This is a genomic window from Streptomyces sp. MGP-P1 (assembly GCF_057766565.1).
The window spans coordinates 1,019,232-1,040,267 of sequence record NZ_JBYMEM010000007.1 but is presented as its reverse complement, the minus strand read 5'-3'; the positions used below and the strand labels follow the sequence as shown (position 1 = coordinate 1,040,267).

11 protein-coding genes and 1 pseudogene are annotated in these 21,036 nt (G+C 69.5%); 5 read left to right on the top strand and 7 right to left on the bottom strand.

The window, feature by feature from the left end:
• Nucleotides 1–28 precede the first annotated feature (28 nt).
• From AC3CH1_RS26170 to AC3CH1_RS26160, 3 genes are all read left to right on the top strand, one after another.
• Nucleotides 29–1,171 (top strand): glycine amidinotransferase, encoded by a 1,143-nt coding sequence (locus AC3CH1_RS26170; RefSeq protein ID WP_488465163.1) that lies wholly within the window; start codon nt 29–31, stop codon nt 1,169–1,171.
• Between the two features lie 394 nt (nt 1,172–1,565).
• Nucleotides 1,566–2,885 (top strand): DUF1254 domain-containing protein, encoded by a 1,320-nt coding sequence (locus tag AC3CH1_RS26165; protein WP_488465162.1) that lies wholly within the window; start codon nt 1,566–1,568, stop codon nt 2,883–2,885.
• A gap of 2 nt (nt 2,886–2,887) precedes the next feature.
• Nucleotides 2,888–3,565, top strand: a complete 678-nt coding sequence (locus AC3CH1_RS26160) for a GAP family protein (RefSeq protein WP_488465161.1) — start codon at nt 2,888–2,890, stop codon at nt 3,563–3,565.
• Nucleotides 3,566–3,653: 88 nt separating this feature from the next.
• Here AC3CH1_RS26160 and AC3CH1_RS26155 read toward each other — a convergent pair whose 3' ends face one another.
• Nucleotides 3,654–4,481: a trimeric intracellular cation channel family protein gene (locus AC3CH1_RS26155; RefSeq protein WP_488465160.1), complete on the bottom strand. Its 828-nt coding sequence runs from the start codon at nt 4,479–4,481 to the stop codon at nt 3,654–3,656.
• A gap of 91 nt (nt 4,482–4,572) precedes the next feature.
• On the bottom strand, nt 4,573–6,402 hold the full coding sequence (locus AC3CH1_RS26150; RefSeq protein ID WP_488465159.1) for an alkyl/aryl-sulfatase: 1,830 nt from the start codon (nt 6,400–6,402) through the stop codon (nt 4,573–4,575).
• A gap of 351 nt (nt 6,403–6,753) precedes the next feature.
• On the opposite strand from AC3CH1_RS26150, the pseudogene AC3CH1_RS26145 reads away from it, so the two are divergent.
• Nucleotides 6,754–6,861 (top strand): annotated as a pseudogene (locus tag AC3CH1_RS26145) (IS5/IS1182 family transposase); the annotation flags it as partial.
• Nucleotides 6,862–6,873: 12 nt separating this feature from the next.
• On the opposite strand, the gene AC3CH1_RS26140 reads toward AC3CH1_RS26145, so the two are convergent.
• On the bottom strand, nt 6,874–7,104 hold the full coding sequence (locus AC3CH1_RS26140) for a DUF5132 domain-containing protein (protein ID WP_361877276.1): 231 nt from the start codon (nt 7,102–7,104) through the stop codon (nt 6,874–6,876).
• A 238-nt stretch (nt 7,105–7,342) separates the two neighbouring features.
• On the opposite strand from AC3CH1_RS26140, the gene AC3CH1_RS26135 reads away from it, so the two are divergent.
• Nucleotides 7,343–7,561, top strand: coding sequence for a hypothetical protein (locus AC3CH1_RS26135; protein WP_488465158.1), 219 nt, complete (start codon nt 7,343–7,345; stop codon nt 7,559–7,561).
• 272 nt (nt 7,562–7,833) lie between these two features.
• Here AC3CH1_RS26135 and AC3CH1_RS26130 read toward each other — a convergent pair whose 3' ends face one another.
• The 4 genes from AC3CH1_RS26130 to AC3CH1_RS26115 form a co-directional block, all read right to left on the bottom strand.
• A complete protein-coding gene (locus AC3CH1_RS26130; protein ID WP_488465157.1) occupies nt 7,834–8,946 on the bottom strand; it encodes an acyl-CoA dehydrogenase family protein in 1,113 nt (370 codons plus the stop codon).
• Nucleotides 8,947–9,387: 441 nt separating this feature from the next.
• Nucleotides 9,388–9,612 carry an MbtH family protein gene (locus AC3CH1_RS26125; RefSeq protein WP_488465156.1) on the bottom strand — a complete coding sequence of 75 codons (225 nt, stop codon included), beginning with the start codon at nt 9,610–9,612 and terminating at the stop codon, nt 9,388–9,390.
• Between the two features lie 349 nt (nt 9,613–9,961).
• Complete coding sequence (locus AC3CH1_RS26120) at nt 9,962–12,292, bottom strand: ABC transporter ATP-binding protein (protein ID WP_488465155.1); 2,331 nt, start codon at nt 12,290–12,292, stop codon at nt 9,962–9,964.
• 258 nt (nt 12,293–12,550) lie between these two features.
• Nucleotides 12,551–20,053, bottom strand: a complete 7,503-nt coding sequence (locus AC3CH1_RS26115) for a non-ribosomal peptide synthetase (protein WP_488465154.1) — start codon at nt 20,051–20,053, stop codon at nt 12,551–12,553.
• Nucleotides 20,054–21,036: the final 983 nt, after the last annotated feature.

Sequence of the window (21,036 nt, the reverse complement as noted above, 5' to 3'; positions counted from 1 at the left end):
ACGCTCCGGCAGAGACAGGTGGCTGCACATGCCGAACAACCTCCCCCCCGTCGTCAACTCGTGGAACGAGTGGGACACCCTCCGGGAAATGGTGGTCGGCTCCGCCGACAACGCCTGCTTCGAACCGGCTGAACCAGGCAGCCGGCCCGCGATACGCAACGCTCCCGACCAGCCGTTCCCCACGGGCCCGAAGTCCAAGGAGGCCATCGATCTGGCCAACGAGGAACTCGCCGGTCTCGCCTCGCTCCTGGAATCCCAGGGCGTGACCGTACGCCGCCCCGAGACGCACGACTTCTCCGCCCCGGTCACCACCCCCGACTTCGAGGTCGAGAACCAGTACTGCGCCGTCTGCCCGCGCGACGTGATGATCACCATGGGCAACGAGATCATCGAGGCGACCATGTCGCGCCGGGCCCGCTACTTCGAGTACCAGCCCTACCGGAAGCTGGTCTACGAGTACTGGAACTCCGACCCGCGGGTGGGATGGACGACCGCGCCCAAGCCGTCGATGAAGGACGGCATGTACCGCGAGGACTTCTGGGAGTGGCCGCTGGAGGAGCGCCACGCGAAGATGCACTCGTTCGAGTTCTGCGTCAACCAGGACGAGGTGGTCTTCGACGCGGCCGACATGAGCCGACTGGGCCGGGACATCCTGGTCCAGGAGTCGATGACCACCAACCGGGCCGGCATCCACTGGCTCAAGCGCCACCTGGAACCCCGCGGCTTCCGCGTCCACCCCGTGCACTTCCCGCTGGACTTCTTCCCGTCCCACATCGACTGCACCTTCGTACCGCTGCGCCCCGGCCTGATCCTCACCAACCCGGAACGGCCGCTGCGCGAGGGCGAGGAGAAGATGTTCCTCGACAACGACTGGCAACTGGTCGATGTGCCCCAGCCCGTCCTGACCAACGACGAGATGCCGATGTACTGCCAGTCCTCGAAGTGGCTCTCGATGAACGTGCTGAGCATCTCGCCGACGAAGGTCATCTGCGAGGAGCAGGAGAAGCCCCTCCAAGACCTTCTCTCCTCGCACGGTTTCGAGGTCCTCCCGGTCCCGTTCCGCAACGTCTTCGAGTACGGCGGCTCCCTCCACTGCGCCACGTGGGACATCCACCGCGACGGCGACAGGCAGGACTATTTCCCCTCCCTCCCGTACGAGCCGCTGTCCTGACCGTTCCACCCGAACGCGAAGAGCGGGCACAAGGCCCGCCGGAGTTCCGAAGCACCTCGGGCAGGGGCGCACACAGCGCGTCCGTCGCTGCGCCCCCGCCTCCTGCGTAGACCCGCTCGAACCGCTCTCCCGAACCAGCGGAGGCGGCCCCGGCCACTGGCTGGGGCCGTCGCTTCCGGGTGAGGCGCTCTGCCCGCAGGCTCCGCGCCGCCGAGGACTCGGATGGTGACGATCTCCCATCACCCGGCCGGCACCCGTCGACGCCCCGTCGACCGGCGGCGGTGTACGCGCGCCGCGGTGGCTTGCGGCCCCGTTCTCCACATACACCCTCTAATGCGCCCCTATGATCACCAAAAGGGTGCAAAGCTACATTCCGGCGTTCTGAAGGTGGTGCATGAGCGGCGTGAATCTCGACACGGTGCGGGCGACGGCGGCGGAGGGCTGGATCTACGGCCATCCCATGCTGGAGAACTATCGGACGATGTACGCGCAGGCGGTGGACCCGAACGATCCCCGGTATGTGGGCGGTTTCGGCACCTTCCGGCACTATCCGCAGCCGTCGCGGCCGGAGAACACCGACATCGTCACGCCGAACAACGACACCCCGTACTCATGGTGCTGGCTGGACCTGCGCGCGGAACCGTGGGTGGTCTCTGTGCCCGCCATGGACCGCTACTACGTGCTGCCCTTCCACGACCTGGACACCACCTACGTCGGCTTCGTGGGCGCCCGCACCACCGGCCAGGACGCCGGGAACCACCTGATCGCGGGCCCCGGGTGGGCCGGCGACGTACCCGACGGTGTGGCGGGGGTCCTGCGCGCCGACAGCCACCTCGTGGGATGCCTGGGCCGCACCACCCTCACCGGCCTGACCGACGTGGACGTCGAGGAACTGCGCGCCATCCAGGAGCAGTACGCGCTGCGGCCCCTGAGCTCCTTCACCGGAACCGGCGCCCCGGCCCCTGCCGCGGACCCCGTGTGGCCGGTATGGCGCGAGGAATCCGGTCAGGACGTCGAGTTCTTCACCGTGCTGGACTTCCTGCTCGGCTTCTTCCCGGCCCTTCCCGGGAGCAGGGATCTGCGCGAGCGGCTGGCCGCCCTCGGCGTGGACGGCAGCGGCGCCTTCGACCCGGCCGCCCTGGCGACCGGAGTTCGCGCCGCGCTGGAAGAGGGCATCAACGAGGGCCGCGAGCGACTGAAGGCCGCCGAGGCCGGGGCGACCACCTCAGCCGGCATCTTCGGCACGCGCGCGGAGCTGGGAGAGGACTACCTCGCCCGCGGGATCGGCGCGGACAAGGGCCTGTACGGGCTTCCTCCGGCGGAAGCCTGGTACGGAGGCTGGGTCGTCGACAGCGAGGGCAACCGCCCGCCGAACGCCTCGGACCGCGACTACACCGTCCACTTCACCGCCGACCAGCTCCCCAGGCCGCAGTTCTTCTGGTCGGCCACCCTCTACCGGCTCCCCGAGCGCCTCCTGGTGGACAACCCGATCGACCGGTACTCCATCGGCGACCGCACCCCGGGCCTGGTCCACGACCAGGACGGCGGCCTGACCCTGTACGTCCAGCACACCCGCCCCACCGACCCGCGGCAGGCCGCGAACTGGCTGCCCGCCCCCGACGGCCCCTTCTCCGTCATCATCCGCGTCTACGGGCCCCAGGCCGCCGTGCTCGACGGCACCTGGCAGCTGCCGACCCTGACCGTGGCAGGCTGATCATGGGTGACGCCATCGGACAGATGCTCACTCCGGCCGTCGGTATCGCCATCAGCCCGGTGCCGCTCATCGCGGTCGTGCTGATGCTGGCGACACCGCGCGGGCGCGCGAACGGCACCGCCTTCACGGCCGCCTGGATGGCGACCCTGGCAGCCCTGAGCACGGTCGTCGTCCTGCTCGGCTCCGGCGCCGACGCACACGAGGACGGGGAGACGGCCTCCTGGGTGTACTGGGTGAAGCTGCTGGTCGGTGTCGTCTTCGTGCTCCTGGGCCTGAAGCAGTGGCAGGGCCGTCCGCGCGCGGGGCAGGAGGCCGAGCTGCCCGGCTGGATGAAGGCCGTCGACACCTTCTCCCCGGGCAAAGCTGCGGGTCTGGCCGCCGCACTGTCCGGGCTCAACCCGAAGAACCTGGTGCTGGCCGTGGGCGGCGCCGTCTCCATCGCCGGCAGCTCCGCCTCGGCAGGGGGCAAGACCGTCGCCGTCGCGCTGTTCGTGCTGATCGGCTCGCTGTGCGCGCTGCTGCCGCTCGGCGTCTACCTGACCGGCGGAGCGAAGTCGGCGCGCGTCCTGGAGTCCTGGAAGGGCTGGATGGCCGCCCACAACGCGGCGATCATGACCGTGGTCCTGGTGCTCCTGGGCGCCAAGTACGTCGGCGACGCGATCTCAGGTCTCAGCTCCTGACCGGGCGTCGCAGGAGTGAGGGCGTGGTGGAAGTCATCATGCCCGGCCCGGCGTTGATCAGCCCGGTCGGGCGACGGGCGGTCGGAGATCAAGAGGCTCTGGACGTTGTTCCGGCCGGAGGCCCGGGCTCGTGGGGTTCGACGGTCAGGCCGAGCAGGCGCAGTTCTCGAACGGATTTCCCGGCGATCTTCCTGCCGAGGAGGGGGCGGCCGTCGTCGTGGCGGTAGACGCCGGCGGGTTCGGCGGCCAGGGGCTCCTCCCAGCCCCGGTACAGGGCGGTGAGGCGGACGGTGAAGCCGACCAGGAACGCGAGGGGAGCACTCGCGGCGCGTGGGAGTCCCGCCTGGTCGAGGGCGATCCACACGGCGCCGGTCAGTGCGGCGATGGCGACGAACCACTCGCCGCGGACGAACTGCTTGGGCGGGACCCCGCAGGCGACGTCGATGAGGAAGCGTCCCGCCGTGGGGCCCACGACGGCGAGGACGAGGGAGCCAAGGACCGGCAGGCCGACGTCCACCCCGGTCTGGGCGCCGACGATGGCGTACCAGGGCAGGGCGAAGGACGTGACGAACTGGAAGAGCCCCTCGCGGAACAGCTGCCCCTCGGCGTACGCCAGGCGGTGGCCGATGTATCCGGCGATCAGGCACAGCACGACGTACGAGGAGTTGGTCAGCGCGGCCGGCACGCGGCCGACCATGACGTCGCGGCTGATGCCGCCGCCGATGCCGCCGAGCAGCGCCATGAGCAGGATGCCGACCACGGTGAAGTTCTTGTAGTGGTCGGGACGGCGGGCCAGCAGCGCCCCGTTCAGAGCGTTGGTGGTCGCCGCGACCAGGTTGATGAACGTACCGCCACCGGTGAGATCGAACGACCCGAAACCGACGGCGCCGATCGCCAGCTGCGTCGTGCTGCTCACCGCACGGCTCCCGTGGGTTCCGCGGGCGGGGGCTTCTGGCTCCGGCGGCCGGGGGCGTCTGTGGCGGCCGGAGCGTGCGGGGCGTCGACGGTCACGGCGTGACGATGGGGAAGTCGGGGTCGGGGGTGTCGAGCAGCCCGGCGAGGGTCGCGAAGACCTGCGGGTCACCCTCGACGCCCACGCCGTCGAGTCCCTTGCCCGCGAGGACCCCGAGCAGTTGTGGTTTGGTCAGGGTCAAGGTCAGGTCGGCGGCCGGTACCGGCCCGTTCGCCCCGGCGGCGGCATCGGTGCTGCGGTGGGTGAGGGCTCCATTGGACAGCAGGAGGTGCCAGGCGCGGCCCTCGTCGGTGACGTTCCAGGTCATGGTGAACTTCTCGTCCCATGCCCGGGGGCCGTCGACGCGGATGGCGAGGGAGTCGATGAGCATGTCGACGGTCAGGGCCATCGCCATCTCGGGGTTGGCCGTCTCCAGCGAGGTGTGCGCGATGGCGCCGCGCAGTTCCTGGGCGCCCATCAGGTAGAAGTTGCGCCAGGTGGCGTTCTCCGCGCCGAAGCCGAGCTTCTCGTACACCGATGCCAGCGCCTGCTTGGCGAGCGAGTCGTCGGGGGCGGCGAAGACCGCGTGCCCCAGCAGCGTCGCGGCGAAGCGCAGGTCACCGGAGGCGGCGTACTCCTCGCCCTTGGCGACCAGCGCGGGCACGCCGCCGTAGTCGGCGGCGAACCGCTCGGCCTGCTCGACGGGCGGGTGCTCCCACAGATGGGCGGGGTTCCCGTCGAACCAGCCCATGTAGCGCTGGTAGATGGCCTTGGCGTTGTGGCTGACGGAACCGTAGTAGCCGCGGTTCGCCCACCGGTTCGCGATCGCCGGCGGGAGTTCGATCCGCTCGGCGATCTCCGGTCCGGTCAGTCCCTGGTTGGTCATGCGCAGGGTCTGGTCATGGAGGTACGCCCACATGTCACGCTGGCCCGCCAGGTGCTCGACGATGCGGTCCCGGCCCCAGGTGGGCCAGTGGTGCGAGGCGAACGCGACCTCGGCCTGCTCGCCGAACAGCGTGATCGCCTCGTCCAGGTAATGCGCCCAGATACGGGTGTCGCGGACCACCGCCCCGCGCAGGGTCAGGATGTTGTGCATGTTGTGCGTCGCGTTCTCCGCCATGCACAGGGCGCGCCGGTCGGGGAAGAAGAAGTTCATCTCCGAGGGCGCCTCGGTGTCCGGCGTCATCTGGAACACGATCCGCACCCCGTCGACGGTCTCCTCCTGGCCGGTGTGGGTGATGTCCAGCGTCGGCGGGACCAGGGTGATCGTGCCCGTGGACGTCGTCATGCCAAGACCGGCGCCGATCTGCCCGGCGGGTCCCTTCTTCAGCTCGGCGCCGTACATGTAGACCGCGCGGCGGGTCATCGCGCCGCCCGCGTACACGTTCTCGGCCACGGCGTGTTCCAGGAACCCGGCGGGGGCGATCACCGGCACGGGGGCGTGGCCGTGCGGCAGGACCCCGCGGGAGCCGCCGAAGTGGTCGCCGTGGGAGTGGGTGTAGATCAGTCCGGTGACCGGGCGGTCCCCGCGGTGCTCGCGGTAGAGCGCGAGGGCGGCGGCCGCGGTCTCCGCCGAGATCAGCGGGTCGATGACGATGACACCGGTGTCGCCCTCGACCAGCGTCATGTTCGACAGGTCGAGGTTGCGGACCTGGTAGATCCCCGTCGTCACCTCGAACAGGCCCTGCTTGGCGCACAGCCCGCTCTGCCGCCACAGGCTCGGGTGCGCACTGGGCGGGCAGTCCTCGTCCAGGAAGGCGTACGCCTCCCCGTCCCAGATCACCCGGCCGTCCTCCGTCCGGATCACCGCCGGGGAGAGGGCTGCGACGAAGCCCCGCTCGGCGTCGTCGAAGTCGGACCTGTCCGCGTAATCGAGATCACTCATAAGCAATAAATAGCCTGAAAACTGCTATATGCCTCGGACGTACATCGCGCGTCTCTCGATGCCGACCCCGCGAACAAGGTCTGCCGCACGTCCGTGCAGGGGCAGACCCCGGCCGGCCGACGCCGCGTAGGTCATGCGTTCCAGCATCGCTGGACCCTCATCGAGCGGCCGGTGGCCGGACCAGCTGCGCCGCCAGGCCTTCCGGCTCGACCTGGAGCGCAGCCGTGACATCCGGTTCGGGACGGCCCAGCGCGCTCTCCTGAAGCCTCCGACCGGGGCAACCGGTCAGCTCAGCGCGGCGGAGGAAGGAGAGGAACAATCCTGGAGAACGCGTTGTGCTGACCGACCGACTACCGCAGACTCCACCACCGCAGCGAACGCCACCCTCGCAACCGCCTGGCCTTTGCCGGACTCGCCGCAGCCCTTTTCTGCTACAAACGACTCGTCCGACTCGTCACAAGGGGCCGGGATTTAGGCGGTCGCGGTACTCGAGCGCGCCTTCTTAACGGTCTGACGCGGCATTTCCGATCCTTCCTGCAGATCGGCGGCGAACACTTCGGCGGTCGCCTCTGCGGCAATGTCACTCAGATCTTCGTTGATCTCGTGGGCGACTCGCCTGGCGTCCAGCACCAATTTCACGGAGGACTTAACAGTCCCGCGCGCGATCTTCTTGATGAGAGGCGCTGATACCGCTCCAACCAAGAAAACAGGAATCAAAGGAAGCATAGTCGGTGCAGCCCTTCTCGTAGTCTGTCGGGTTTTCCGACAGTGTCCTCACAACTCAACCCTAACGCTCCGATGGGATGCCCCACCAGGATGATCCATGATGTTCACCCTTTCGGGTGCACCCTCGCCTTGAGTGATCTCTTCCCATCTCCGGCTGGCCTAGCGTGCGACATGAGCAAGCTACTAGATATCGAAGTCCGGATTGGGAGCAGAATTGTTTACGAAGGCATCCGCGCCCGGCGAGTCCTCCGCGGTGGACGAAACCACAGTCGAGGAAGTTCTCTATTCCGCCGAATTGCGCCACGTGAAAGGGAAATGCACGTTGGTCATCAACGATCACTCGCGCGGAAACGAAGAGGTTTACGTGGTGCCGAAGGCGGCTGTGAAGAAGTTCCCGTTTTATCTTGCGATGCTCAAGAACAAGCTTTCCTGAGCAGGTCGCACTCTTTTACTCGACCGCACCATTCTCGATCCTCGAAAGCATCTCAGGCAGACCGAGTGCGCGAGCCGGCGGTCCTTGCCGGGTGCGCGGGCCCAGTCGGGCCTGGGCACCCGGCGAGGACCGTTGTTCAGGTTCAACACGCCCCGTGACGAGTGCCGCCCGGTGGACGCCGTGTCACACCGACCGTCCGTACGTGCACGGCCCGTTCCGTGGATCAGCGCACCCCGCGTCGGCGGACTCTGATCGATAGCGCGGGCCGCCGCTCATGCTTGGCGCTGAGCCACCAGGGGCACGGCAGGTCGGGAGTCCGCAAGCAGGGACTGGGCCAGAACGCTGTACAGGGTGTCGTTGGGCCCGTCGGCGATGCGGAGCCCCCGGATGTCCCGAAGGCGCTTCTCCATGGGGGTGCAGCTGGTGTACCCCTCGCTGCCGTGCAGCTGGAGTGCGAGGTCGACGGCGCGATAGGCCGCGTCCGTAGCGAGGGCCTTGGCGGCGGAGCAGGCCGCCACGTCGACGTCGTCCCCGTTCTTTCCCATCCGCTCCAGCAGGGAGAAGCACCACGCGATGGCTGCTTGGACCTCGGCTGCCGCGGTGCCGAGCCGGGACGCGACAGAGGGAACGCTCGCCAGGGACGTCCGGCCCACACTGCGTCGGCAGGCACGAGCCATCGTCTCCTCGATCGCGGCGGTCGCCGCGCCCAGGCAGAGCAGTGCCATCATCAGACGCCAGTTGGAGAAGTGCGAGTCGAAGATCCAGCGGCCGTCGCCGGGGGCCCCGAGCAGGAGGTCCTTGCCGACGCGTACGTGGTTGAAGTGCAGATGGCCCATGCTCCAACCCCGCAGGCCCAAGGGGGTGGTGGTGTCGGTGAAGATGCCGGCGGTCGCTGTCGGCACCCAGAGCGCCGACAGGGGCACATCGCGCAGCCACGCGCTGTCGGTGTCATGCGCGGCGGCCTCCCCCGCCCCGACCACCTTGCAGAAGACGACGAAGCCGCTGGCCTCTTCCACTCGGCTGACCAGGCCCTTCGTACCAGAGAGCAGCAGATGGTCGCCATGGTCGACCGCTACCGTCCGCAAGCCGCGCAGGTCCGACCCGGAGTGTGGTTCGCTCGACGCCACGCCCGCCAGCTCGCCGCGGTGCACCACACGGTCGCGGACCTCCTGCACGACGACGGGTGTGCCGTACCGCAGGGCCATGGCACCGTGTCCCGAGCTGAAGATCTCCCGCGCGTCGCAGTCCCGTCGCCCGGCCAGGAACATCGCCAGTCCTTGGGCCACTCGCCCGAGGCCGGGGGGAACGATCGCGTCCCGGCCGCCCGCCAGGCCAAGGCCGTTGTCCGGCACGGCCGGTGGCCGCGCGAGATCGAACCCCGTCAAGCCGGCATGAGCGGCGCGCTTGCGCAGATCGAGCCATGGTGGCCGAGCTGTCTCCTCCGTGACGGGATCGGGCAGGTTCGTGTCGAGAAAGGCGGTGACTCGGGAAGTGAAGTCCTCCAGGCCAGGGTGGCGGGAAAGAGCGACAGCGGATTCTGAGAAAAACACGGCGGTGTCCTAGGCGACTTGAGGATGAGCGGATACAACCGAGGCGAAGGCCCTACGGGGCTCGCCAATCGTTCACGGCACGGAAACGCACACAGTTGGTGGCAGCCAAGCGCCCGTGGTCTTCGGCTTGTCGTGCTTCTCAGCGGGCCCGGAGAGCCGGGCAGTGGGTAGTCGGCACCCAGGGGCGGCGGACTGCCGGGGAGCTCGTCGTCCTCGCGCCGGCGAACGGCGCGCGGTGCGTCGACCGTTACTCGCCGGCCGTTGTCGCCGACCACCTCACCGTCCACCGTCCGTGGCCTCGACAAGGCCGCGCGGTCGCAAGTCGGTCCACGCCCTGTCGATGTACTCGAGACACACCTGCCGGGTCTCCTCCGGAAGGGCGACGACCCAGCCGTCGGGTACATCGGCGAAGGCCGGCCACAGCGAATGCTGGCCCTCGTCATTGACGAGCACCAGAAAACGGGCCTCATCGTCCTCGAACGGGTTGGTCGCGTGCGTCATGACAGTTCTCCTGTTTCTCCTCACCGGGCCCCGGTGAGCGTGGCGTTGGCAGGCGGCAGCGGCGTGGTCGGACGGGGTGCTTGAGCGTGTCCGGGCTCGCGGTTCAGGGAATTCCGCGCCTCGACCGACACTCGGCGTAGCTGACTCCCAGCACGCTCGACGGCACAGCCATGGTTCGTGGCCTTCCCGCATGGACGGACGAGTCGGCGCTGCTTTGGACTACACGGCCAGGGCCTGCTTCAGACATCCATCATTCCAAGTCAGCAGCTGTTCTCCAGCTGTTGTCAGTCGTAGCCACCCGAACGAATGACAAGCTTCTTGAAAGACCGGCAGATGCGGTTCCTCCACGTCATACAAGGGCAGGTTTGCCGGCCTGTAGCTTCCACAAGGTGGTGTAGGTGCCGCCGCGCGTCACCAGCTCCTCGTGCGTACCTTGTTCGGCCACCACTCCGCCAGGCCCCATGACGTAGATCTGGTCGGCGCTTTGGACGGTGGACAGCCGGTGGGCGATGACGATCATCGTGCGGTCCGCGCCGAACACCTGGAGGGCCTGCTGGATGACGGCCTCGGTCTCGTTGTCGACGGCGGAGGTGGCCTCGTCGAGGATGATGACCGGCGGATCGCTCAGGATGGTACGGGCCAGCGCGATGCGCTGCTTCTGCCCGCCGGAGAGCGCTGCGCCACGTTCACCGACCCGCGTGGCGTAGCCGTCGGGCAGGGTGTCGATGAAGGCGTCGGCCCCAGCGGTGCGGGCGGCAGCGACCAGTTGATCGTCCGTGGTGCGGAAAGCGCCGTAGCGGATGTTCTCCGCGATCGTCGCGTCGAACAGGAACGGTTCCTGGGTGACGTATCCGATCGCGCGGCGCAGATCAGGGAGGGCGAGGGTGCGTACGTCGGCACCGTCGAGCAGTACCTGTCCATGGTCGGGATGGTGGAAGCGCATGAGCAACTTGGCGATGGTGGTCTTGCCTGCGCCGCTGGTGCCGACGATGCCGGTGGTACGGCCGGGAGGGATGACCAGGGAGGTGCCGCGGAGTGCCGGTGGCCGACCGGGGTAGGCGAAGGACACCTTCCGGACTTCGATCTCCCCTTTCACCTGTTGCGTCGGCATCCGGCGACCCTCGTCGGCGGGTTCGACAGGCAGGGCGTGCAGACGCTCCACCCGGCGCAGGGCGGTGACGGTGCGCTGGTACTGGTCGGTTGTGCTGCCCAGTCGGGACAGCCGCAGCATGGTGATGCCCGGCATTTCGATCAGCGGACCGAAGGCCGCGGTCGACAGCGTGCCCCGGAGAACGGACCGGCCGCCCAGGAACACCGTGCCGACCAGAGCCGAACCACCGGCCAGTCGCAGGATCTGGGGCGGAATCGCCGCGCTACGTCCGGTCGAGCGATTGGCCTCACTGCACTTTCGATTCAGGTCGGCGATACGTGCGATCTCGTGGTCTTCGGTGACCGCGGACTTGATGGTGGTATGAGCATGGAGGTTCTCGGTCACCCGGCTGTTCAACCGTGCTCGCTGCTCGTCGGAGGTGGCCTGGTTGGCGACCGCACGCTCGTGAAAGCGGAAGGACAGCCACGCGATGAGCGGGATGGGCACGAAGGCGATCCAGGCGATCTGCGGAGCGAGCAGCAGGAAGGTCGGAACCAGCAGCGCGATGCTCGTACCCATCTGGACGACGTCGTGCATGCTCGAACCGACGAAGGCACCGATCTGACCGATGTCCTCGGACAGGACGGCGTTGACCCGGCTGACGCGCTCGTTCTCCAGGTCGGCCGGCGCCACCCGCTGGACATGCTCGTACGTGCGGGTGCGCCAGTCGTCCTCGATGTCCTGCGCCAACTGGCGCCAGATGACGCTCGCGCCGTAGCCGGAAGCAGCCATCACGAGGCAGGCCGCCCCGGCGACACCGACGAGAACGGACAACTGGGCGGTGACGCCGGCTACGCCCAGCCCGGCCAGGGTGGCGCTCCCGCCCTTGGCGAGCAGCAGCACGATCGAAGGGCTCAGGGCGAACAGCGCCATCTCCCCCAGCTGCGCGATCCCCGACAGCAACGCTGCCCAGCGAAACCTCCGCTTGTGCGGGCCGATGATGCGCCGTAGGGCGTGACGGTCCGGAGCGGATTCGTCCGACTCCTGGTGTGCGCTGTCCGATCTGCGCCACGCTCGCCGGACGACGGCCGCCGTCGCAGCGGCCGCCAGTCCGAGAGTGATCAGCGGGCGACTGAGCAGCGTCAGGAGGAGAGGCCCGCCGGCGACAGCCGCTGCTGCCACACCTCCGGCCCCGAGCACCCTCGGAAGCCAGCGTCCGGCGCCGCCTCCGTCGCCGCGGTGTCCTGCTCCGGAGCCGCTGTGGGGGCCGGTGCGCCTGTGCCGCGTTCCCGTCCCGTCGGTCTCCTTCGGCTGTCGGGCCGAGTCGCGGCCCCGCATGTCTGCTGCGGTGCTGCGCAGGGCTGTCAGTGTCCGTTCGACTGCCCGGCGCAGCAACTGGGCGACCTCCCGCGCACCGAGGGTGCGGTCGTGCCGCACCAGCACCCGGCCGGTGACCGGGTTGACGTGCACCTCCTCGATACCCGGGGCCTGGAGGAGTGCGGTCTGGGCCAGGCGCGCCGCGGCGGGTCTGCCGCGGACATGGTCGACTTCCCATCGCTGGCGGCCGGGAACGATCGAACGCGGCCGCATGCTCACTCTCGTACCGGCACGGTGTGTCATCGGGGGGTCAGCGGGTGGGCTTCCACGCAAGGCCATCGCCACAATCATTGGTTCCGGGCGGTCATGCCGCCCTGGGAGTACTGTGCTGTCGCTTCAACGGACGCGCCGGCGGGTGCGCGGCGGCACGGCAGTGACCCGGGCCTCCGCCGCCGCCCATGGACGTCGTGCACTGATGGATTTCGCGGTGGCAGCCGCGGTGATGCCGTGCCCGGCTCCCCGCGGCTCGCCTCACCGTTCAACGAAGCCCCAGAAGTTGGAGACCGCGGCGTCGTCGATCTCGGGGATCGCGATCCCCAGCCTCCGCAGCCGGTGGACGGTCCTGGTGTTGTCGAACTTCAGGGTCGGCTGCTGACCGGCTCGCGCATCGTTGACTTGCTCCTCGAAATGCGCCTGGTAGGGAAGGAACGGCAAGTCCTGCCCTCGTTCGCTCGCCCGGCGCAGGCGCTTCAGCCATACGGTCAGCGGGACCTCTTCGGAGCGCGTCCCGTGCATCCGGTCGTAACCGGCCATGAAGGCACCCGGCCCCACGCTGCACGGGTGGTGAAGGTGGTGTACGAGGTCGGCTCGGTCGCCGTCGCGCAGCAGCTCGACGAGGGCGCCGGCGAGGACGTCGACGGGAAGAACCGCTTCCTGGAACTGCGGTTCCGACGGATAGCAGCCGAGAGCCGCACAGCTGGTGAGCAGCCGGGAGAACATGTCGTCCGGACTGACGGCGCCGGTCGAGGTGTGGGCCCAGATGCGGCCGAGCCGGTAGATGCCACCGCTCACTCCCCGCTCGAACGCACGCTCCACCAGTCGGTCGGCGACCCACTTGCTTGCTGCGTACCCCCTCCCGAACGGGTGCCGTTCACCGTCGATCGGACAGTCCTCCGTGACCAGTCGGGAGGAGTCCTGGCCGGGCCGGAACACTCCGAGGGTCGAGAGGTGGTGGAACGTCTTCGGCCGCCCTTCGCCCGCCAGGCGCAGCAGGGTTCGGGTGCCCTCCACGTTGGCAGGTTTCAGCCGTGCGTACGGCGAGAGGTGGTGTACGTGCGCGCCGCTGTGCACGATCGTGTCGATCGTCTCGCGCAGCTGTGTCCAGCGTGCCGGTTCGACGTCGAGACCGGGGGCGCTCAGGTCTCCTCGGACGATGTTCAGCCGCGGATCGTCCGGCGTTGCCTCGATGCCGTAGGTCCGCATGGTCTCGGCCAGACGCTCACGCGCCTGGGCGTCGGTCCGCGCACGGACGAGGCAGTGGACCCGGGCCGCTGTCCTGTGCAGCAACTCGGACAGGACGAAGGCTCCGACGAAACCGGTGGCCCCGGTCAGCAGAACCTCGCGCGGGTCACCGGCCGGCTGCGCGACGGAGGGGAAACGCAGGGCAGGGCTCAGTTCCGCTTCCGAATCCGGCACCCACGAGGAGACGGTGTGAGGGGCGTCCGCACTCAGGTGCCTGGCCAGTCCCGCCGGGGTCGGTGCCTCAAGGAGCGCCGACAGTCTGAAGGGAACGGCCAGGGCCTCACCGATCCTGCTCGCCAGCCGGGTGGCGAGCAGGGAGTGACCGCCCAGGGCGAAGAAGTCGTCGTCGACGCCGACCGCGGGCACGTCCAGTACCTCGGCGAACAGTTCGCACAGGGCCCGCTCCTCGGGGGTGCGCGCGGAACGGGCGCTTCCGGCGGTCGTGGCGTAGTCCGGCGCGGGCAGGGCAGCACGGTCGAGCTTGCCGTTGGGAGTCAGGGGCAGGGCGTCCAGGACCATGAACGCGGACGGCACCATGTAGGCGGGGAGGCGTTCCAGGAGGAAGGAGCGCAGGCCGGCCGGGTCGATCGCGGACCCGGTGACGGGCACCGCGTAGGCGACCAGGCGGGTCTCTCCGAGGCGGTCGCCGCGGGCGGTCACCACGGCGTGGGCGACGCTGGGGTGGGAGGAGAGGACGGCCTCGACCTCACCGGGTTCGATGCGGTGGCCGCGGACCTTGACCTGGTCGTCCACCCGGCCGGCGAAGACGAGTTGTCCGTCGGTGCGTCGGCGGGCCAGGTCGCCGGTGCGGTACATCCTTGTTCCCGGCGGGCCGTACGGGTCGGCCACGAATCGCTGCGCCGTCAAGCCCGGTCGGCGCAGGTATCCGCGCGCCAGGCCGGCACCGGCCACATACAGCTCGCCGGTCACGCCGGTCGGCACCGGCCGCAACCCGGTGTCCAGTACGTAGGCGCGGGTGCCGGGGACCGAGTGTCCGAGCACCGGGGTCACGGCGGTCTCCAGCCTCGCCTGTACCGCGTCGACGGTGCATTCGGTCGGCCCGTACATGTTGTAGGCCGCCAGCCCGTCCACCGCCCGCAGTTCTGCCCACAGCTGGTCCGGCAGGTCCTCGCCGCCGAGCACGGCCACGCTCGGCCGCCACCGCTCGTCGGTGAACAGGCCGCGGTCGGACAGGACGCGCATGTACGAGGGCGTGGCGTCGACCGTGTCGATCCGGTGTCGGGTCAGCCATGCCACACACCGGTCCGCGTCGGCCCAGGTGGCGGAGTCGGGGACATGCAGCTCGTGGCCGTCCAGCAGTGCCGCCAACTGACCCCAGGAGGCGTCGAAGGAGACCGAGGCGGTCAGGGCGACCCGCAGACCCCGGCCTCCGACGCGCTCGGCCGCGGGTCCGAACACCTGGTTCCGGTACTGGGCGGCCACGTTGACCACGCTCGAGTGGCGGGCGACGACTCCCTTGGGTGTACCGGTCGATCCCGAGGTGTAGATCACGTACGCCGCGTCGTCGGGCGACACCTTTGTCACCGGGTCGTCGTCCGGCAGCCCCCGCAACAGCTCCTCGGTCTCCGGTGCGTCCAGCAGCAGACGCAAAGTGCCCGTACCGAGATCGCCGGCCGCGGCGGTGGTCGTGTCCGTGAGCAGCAGCGCGGGCCGTGCGTCCGCGAACATGGCCGCGATGCGCCGGACCGGGTACTCCGGGTCCAGCGGCAGGTAGGCAGCCCCCGCTTTGAGTACGGCGAGCACAGCCACGACGAGGTCCCCCGAACGCGGCAGCGCGAGGGCGACGACGTCCTCGACACCCACGCCGCGAGCGGTCAGCGCGTGGGCGAGTCGGTTCGCCCGGGCGTTCAGCTGGGCGTAGGTCAGGGTCGTGTCGTCCGCCACGACGGCGACCGTGTCCGGGGCGGCGCGCACCTGCGCGCGGAACACCTCGTGGATCGTGCCCGCGGGCAGGCGTGCCGTCGTGCTCCGGTCGGTGTCCTCGAGGAGGAGGCGGCGCTCGCTGTCGGACAGTACGTCGATGCGGCTGACCCGGCGTTCCGGGTGCTGGACGACCGCTTCCAGCAGCCGTACCCAACGCGCGGCCAGGTCCTGGACCGTGTCGTGGTCGAACAGGTCGGTGGCGTAGTCGATGGTTCCGTGCAGACCGAGGCACTCGCCCTTCTCGGAGCGTAGTTCCTGGACGCCGATGTCCAGATCGAACTTGGCGGTCGCGGTCGACACCGGGATCCTGGTCGTTCGCAGGCCCGGGAGAGCGAATGACGTGGCTTCGTCGGCGTCGAGGGAGAGCGCGATCTGGAACAGCGGGTGGCGGGCCGGTGAGCGCGTCGGGTTCAGCCTCTCCACGAGCCGCTCGAAGGGCACTTCCTGGTGCGCGTAGGCCGCCAGCGCGGTACGGCGCACGCGTGCCAGCAGCTCGGTGAAGGCGGGGTCGCCGGAGGTGTCGGTACGCAGCACCAGTGTGTTGACGAAGAATCCCACCAGCTCGTCCAGGGCCTGGTCGGTGCGGCCGGCGATCGCACTGCCGACAGGAATGTCGGTTCCCGCCCCCAGCTTGGTCAGGAGGGTCGCCAAACCCGCGTGGAGCACCATGAAGAGGCTCGCTCCGGACCGGCGCGCCAGCTCCGTCAGCCCCGCGTGCAGTTCCGCGTCGATGCGCAGGGGGACACGGGCCCCGCTGTATGACGCGACGGCAGGGCGATGCCGGTCGTAGGGAAGTTCGAGTTCGACGGGCAGACCCGCCAACACCGATGACCAGTGGGCGAGCTGGCGGTTCAGAAGCCCGTCGGGGTCGTCGGGGTCACCTTGCAGGCGACGCTGCCACAAGGTGTAGTCGGTGTACCGCACAGGCAGTGGCTCCCAGGCCGGCTCCCGGCCCTGGCACCGGGCGGCGTAGGCGGTCGCCAGGTCACGGGTCAGCGGCGCCATGGACCAGCCGTCGGCGGCGATGTGGTGGATCACGACGGCCAGTACGTGGTCGGCGGGGCCCCGTACGAACAGGTCCGCGCGCAGCGGTGACTCGACCGACAGGTCGAACAGGTAACGGGCGGCTTCCCGCAGCCGCGACCGCAGCGACTCCTCGTCCTCCACCTCGGTGACGCGCAGCAGCGGACGGGCCGCGGACGCGTCGACGACCCGTTGGAAGGGCTCGCCTCCGGTGTTCGGGAAGACCGTGCGCAGGCTCTCGTGTCGGCCCACCACATCGCTCAGCGCCCTCTCCAGCGCCCCCCGGTCGAGCTCGCCGGTCAGACGGTGCACCAGGGAGATGTTGTAGGTGGCACTCGGACCCAGCGCCCGGTGCAGGAACCACAGCCGCTGCTGGGCGTAGGACAGCGGGGCGGGGTCCGGTCGTTCCCGGGCGGTCAGGGCCGGGCGTTCCCGCCGGTCCGCTCGGTCCAGCCGAGCCACCAAGCGGGCCACCGTGGGCGCTTCGAACAACACGCTCAGGCTCAGGTCGACGCCGAGCACGGCACGGATCCTGGAGGCCAGGCGGATCGCCAGCAGCGAGTGCCCGCCCGCTTCGAAGAAGTCCGCGTCCATGCCGACCTGACGCAGACCGAGCACCTCGGCGAACAGCTCGCACAGCAGCTGTTCACGAGGGGTGCGCGGTGGCCTTACGACGGACGCGTCCGGCTCGTCGCCGGGCTCCGGCAGGGCGTCTCGGTCCAGCTTTCCGTTCGGGGTCAGCGGCAGCTCGTCGAGCAGCACGAACGCCGAGGGGACCATGTGACCGGGCAGCCGCTCGCGCAGTCGCTCGCGCAGCAGCCGCGGCTGTGTCCCGTCCTCACCGGCCACGACGTAGGCGACGAGCCGGACTTCACCCCGTTGCCGGTCCTCGCGGGCGAGCACCGCGGCCTGCTCCACCCCGGGGCACGCGGTCAGCGCGCCCTCCACCTCTCCGAGCTCGATGCGGAACCCGCGGACCTTGACCTGGTGGTCGGTGCGTCCGAGGTACTCCAACTCGCCGTCCGCCGACCATCGCACCACGTCGCCCGTCCGGTACATCCGTGTTCCCGGAGGACCGTACGGGTCGGCCACGAACCGCTCGGCCGTCAGGGCCGGGCGGCGCAGATAGCCGCGCGCCAGGGAGGCGCCGGCGACGTACAGCTCCCCGGCGGTCCCCGACGGCACCGGGTGCAGCATGGTGTTCAGGACGTAGACGCGGCTGCCGGGGACGGACTGTCCGATCGGCGGTGCCGAGTCCGACGGCACCAGCGGCTTGCTCAGGGAGGCCATGATCGTGGTTTCCGTCGGCCCGTAGGCGTTCAGCATGCGCCGGTGCGGCGCCCACCGCGCCACCAGCCCCGGCGGGCATGACTCTCCAGCCACCAGCAACGTCGGAACACGCACGTCCTTCTCGGACACCACGGCCAGTGCCGACGGCGGCACGACCGCATGCGTGAGGCGCGTACCGGGGTCGGTGAGTGCCGACACGGGGTCGACCACAGGGGCGAGAACCAGCGCGGCCCCGGTCAACAGGGCGGCGCACAGATCCCACGTGGAGGCGTCGAAGCTGGGCGAGGCGAACTGCAGCACCCTGCTGTCGGAGGTGATCTCCAGGCGCTTCGTCTGGCACAGCACCAAGGAGGAGATGCCCGTGTGGGTCACCACCACCCCCTTGGGCCGCCCGGTCGAACCCGAGGTGTAGATCACGTACGCCGGGTGCCGCGGGTCCACGGCGATTTTCGGGTCGGTGACCGGCTGACCCTCCGACAGCTCGGCCATGGCCCGCGGGCCGTCGATCACCAGGGCCGGGCGGGCGTCGGCGAGCATGTACTCCCTCCGCGCCGCCGGATACGCCGGATCTACCGGCAAGTAGGCGGCCCCGGCCTTGAGCACGGCGAGCACAGACACCACGAGGTCGACCGAACGCGGCAGAGCGAGGGCGACGACGTCCTCGACCCCGATGCCCCGAGCGGTCAGGGCGTGCGCGAGCCGGTTCGCGCGCGCGTTCAACTCCCCGTACGTCAGCGTCGTGTCGCCGGCCACCACCGCATCGGCACCCGGCGTGCGGCGCACTTGGTCCTCGAACATCGCCGGCAGGGGAACGGCGGGGACGCCTGCCGCGGAGGCGTCCCCCTGGTCCAGCAGGCTCTTTCGCTCGTCGCCCGACAGCACGTCGAGCAGACCGACCGGGAGACCGGGGTCACAGTCCGCCAGGTTCGCCAGGAAGTGCAGGAGACGCCGCTGGGAGTCCACGAGGTCGGATTCGCCGTACGCTCCGGGCGCCGCGTGCAGTCTCATGTGCGGGCCGGTGCCATCCCGGCGGTCCCACACCATGATCATCAGATCGCTGCCCAGGGGGAAGGAGAGGTTGTGCGCGATGCACCGGTGGCCGGCGAAGGCGATGTTGTAGTCGAACCCGATGAGGTTGACCGTCGGCGAGATCATCGCGCCGGAGTCCCGTGACAGTCCCAGGTCGCGGTACAGGTCCTCGCCTCGGTAACGCTGGTGTTCAACCGCTTCGCGCATCCGGTCGTCGACCTGGGCCAGCAGGTCCCTCAGCGGCATGTCGGGCCGGATCGTCAGGCGTACGGGAACACTGTTGGCAAGCATGCCGGGCGTCGTGCGGGATACCTCGTCCATCCGGCCGGCCACGGTCAGCCCGACCACCACGTCCCGCTCGCCCGTCAGATGATGCGTGTACAGCGCCATGGCGGCGAACACGAAACGGAAACGGGAGACCTCGGCGCGCGAAGCCGCTGCCTTCAGCGCCTGCGGACGCAGGAGCGGAAGCAACTCCGTCCTCGGGATGGGCGCGGGGGCCGGGCTTCCCGAGGACCGCCCCTGCCTCGCCGGGCCGGGAACGGCTGCCGTGCGCCTGGGGCCGGGCGTGGGCGCGGCGGTCCCCGTCCATCCGGACAGTTGCCGCGTCCAGTGGGCACGGTCGGCCGCATGCTCCTCGGACACGCGGTAGGCCTGGTCGGCCCGGACCAGTGCCGACAACGGGCCGAAGGGACTGGGGCCTGTCTGCCGACCCTCCGTCAGCGCCGTGTAGACGTCGGCGACCCGCCGCACCACGAGGGCGTAGCCGAAGGCGTCCACGGCCCCGTGGTGGTAGGTGTGGTACCACCAGAACCGGTCCGGCGCCAGCCGCAGAAGGGCGTAGCTGAACAACGGACCGGAGGCCAGGTCCATGGGCCTGGCCATGTCGGCCGAGACCCATGCGCGGGCGGCGGCCCCCGGGTCGGGTTCGTCGCTGACGTCGACGAACGAGAGGGTCCAGGGCAGCTCACGCTCCAGGAGCTGAACAGGACCGTCCTCACCGGGCACCAGACGCACCCGCAACGCGTCGGTCTCAGCCACCACTTGGCGCAGCGCCGCCTCGAAAGTCGCCGGATCGACCGGTCCGCAGATCTCCAGGTACTCCCCCAGACGCAGTGCCTGACGGGTGTCCGGGGAGCGCTGCTCCGCGAGCCAGATCTCACGCTGGGCCGCCGTGACCGGCAGGACCTCGACCGGCGAATCCGTCGCCCTGTCGGGGTGCGGCACAGGGCCGCCACCGTGCCGAGCGGCTGACTGACGATGAGACAACGAGGAACCTCCTGCAAGGGGCCGGGAACCCCTGATCACGGCCGCTGAGTACCCATCTCTTACTTACTCACGGCGAAGAGAAGACGTCCGCGGACCCCTTGGTGGCGGAGTGGCAACGCGTGCAATCGAGCAGGGCTGAGCACCTGCGTGATCAAATCCTTTGCCGCGACTCATCGTGCCAGCTACCGGAGCGTGCCCCGGTGTCCTCGGGGATTACGCCACCCGAAGGAATGACATGGTGATCGGTTTGGGGTTCGGTTGAGGCATCATGCGCTTCTACAAGCGTGCGGGTGACCCCGTAAGCCGATCCCCTCGACCACACGGTCCAGGCGGTCACCGACGCCGACGCAGGTGTCAGGCCGGCCCTCGCAGCCGTGGTGGTCGACTCCGAGGTCATGGACGGGGCCATGAGCGGCTGCAACAGAAGCCCTGCGAAGCGCTCTTGCTCCCTCCCGGGAGGAGAACCGGTGAACGACCGGTCTGCCCGGCGGCCACGGCCAGTGGCAAGCGAACCCACCGTGGCCGGAAATGTCTGCGGCGAGCACCTTCCTGATGAGCGCGGTGCGCCGGACGAGTGAATTCCCCCGTCGACCTTATTGCGACAGGCTTGCAATAAGGCGGGTGTGACCCTTTCGGCCCAGTGGTCGGCGACTGTGTCGTCGCTGATTTTCCCGGGGGCGTCGCTTGGCTGAATCACCGCTCCCACCGGCCTGTTCACCCTCCGTGGACCGCGTGCCCGACCTGGCGATCCGGTCGGAGTGCGTACGGGCCGGGGTTTCGGCGTGCTTGTCTACGGCTGCGCAGTCTTTGGGTGCAGACGGGCCCGCGTTTCGAGCCGCCCCGTCGATCGGCCCTTTCCTGCCAGACCGCTCGGTTCGCAATCTCCCGCTGCGGCACCGGACGCCATCCCCATCAGCCCGCCCCTCGCTCTCGCATGCCTC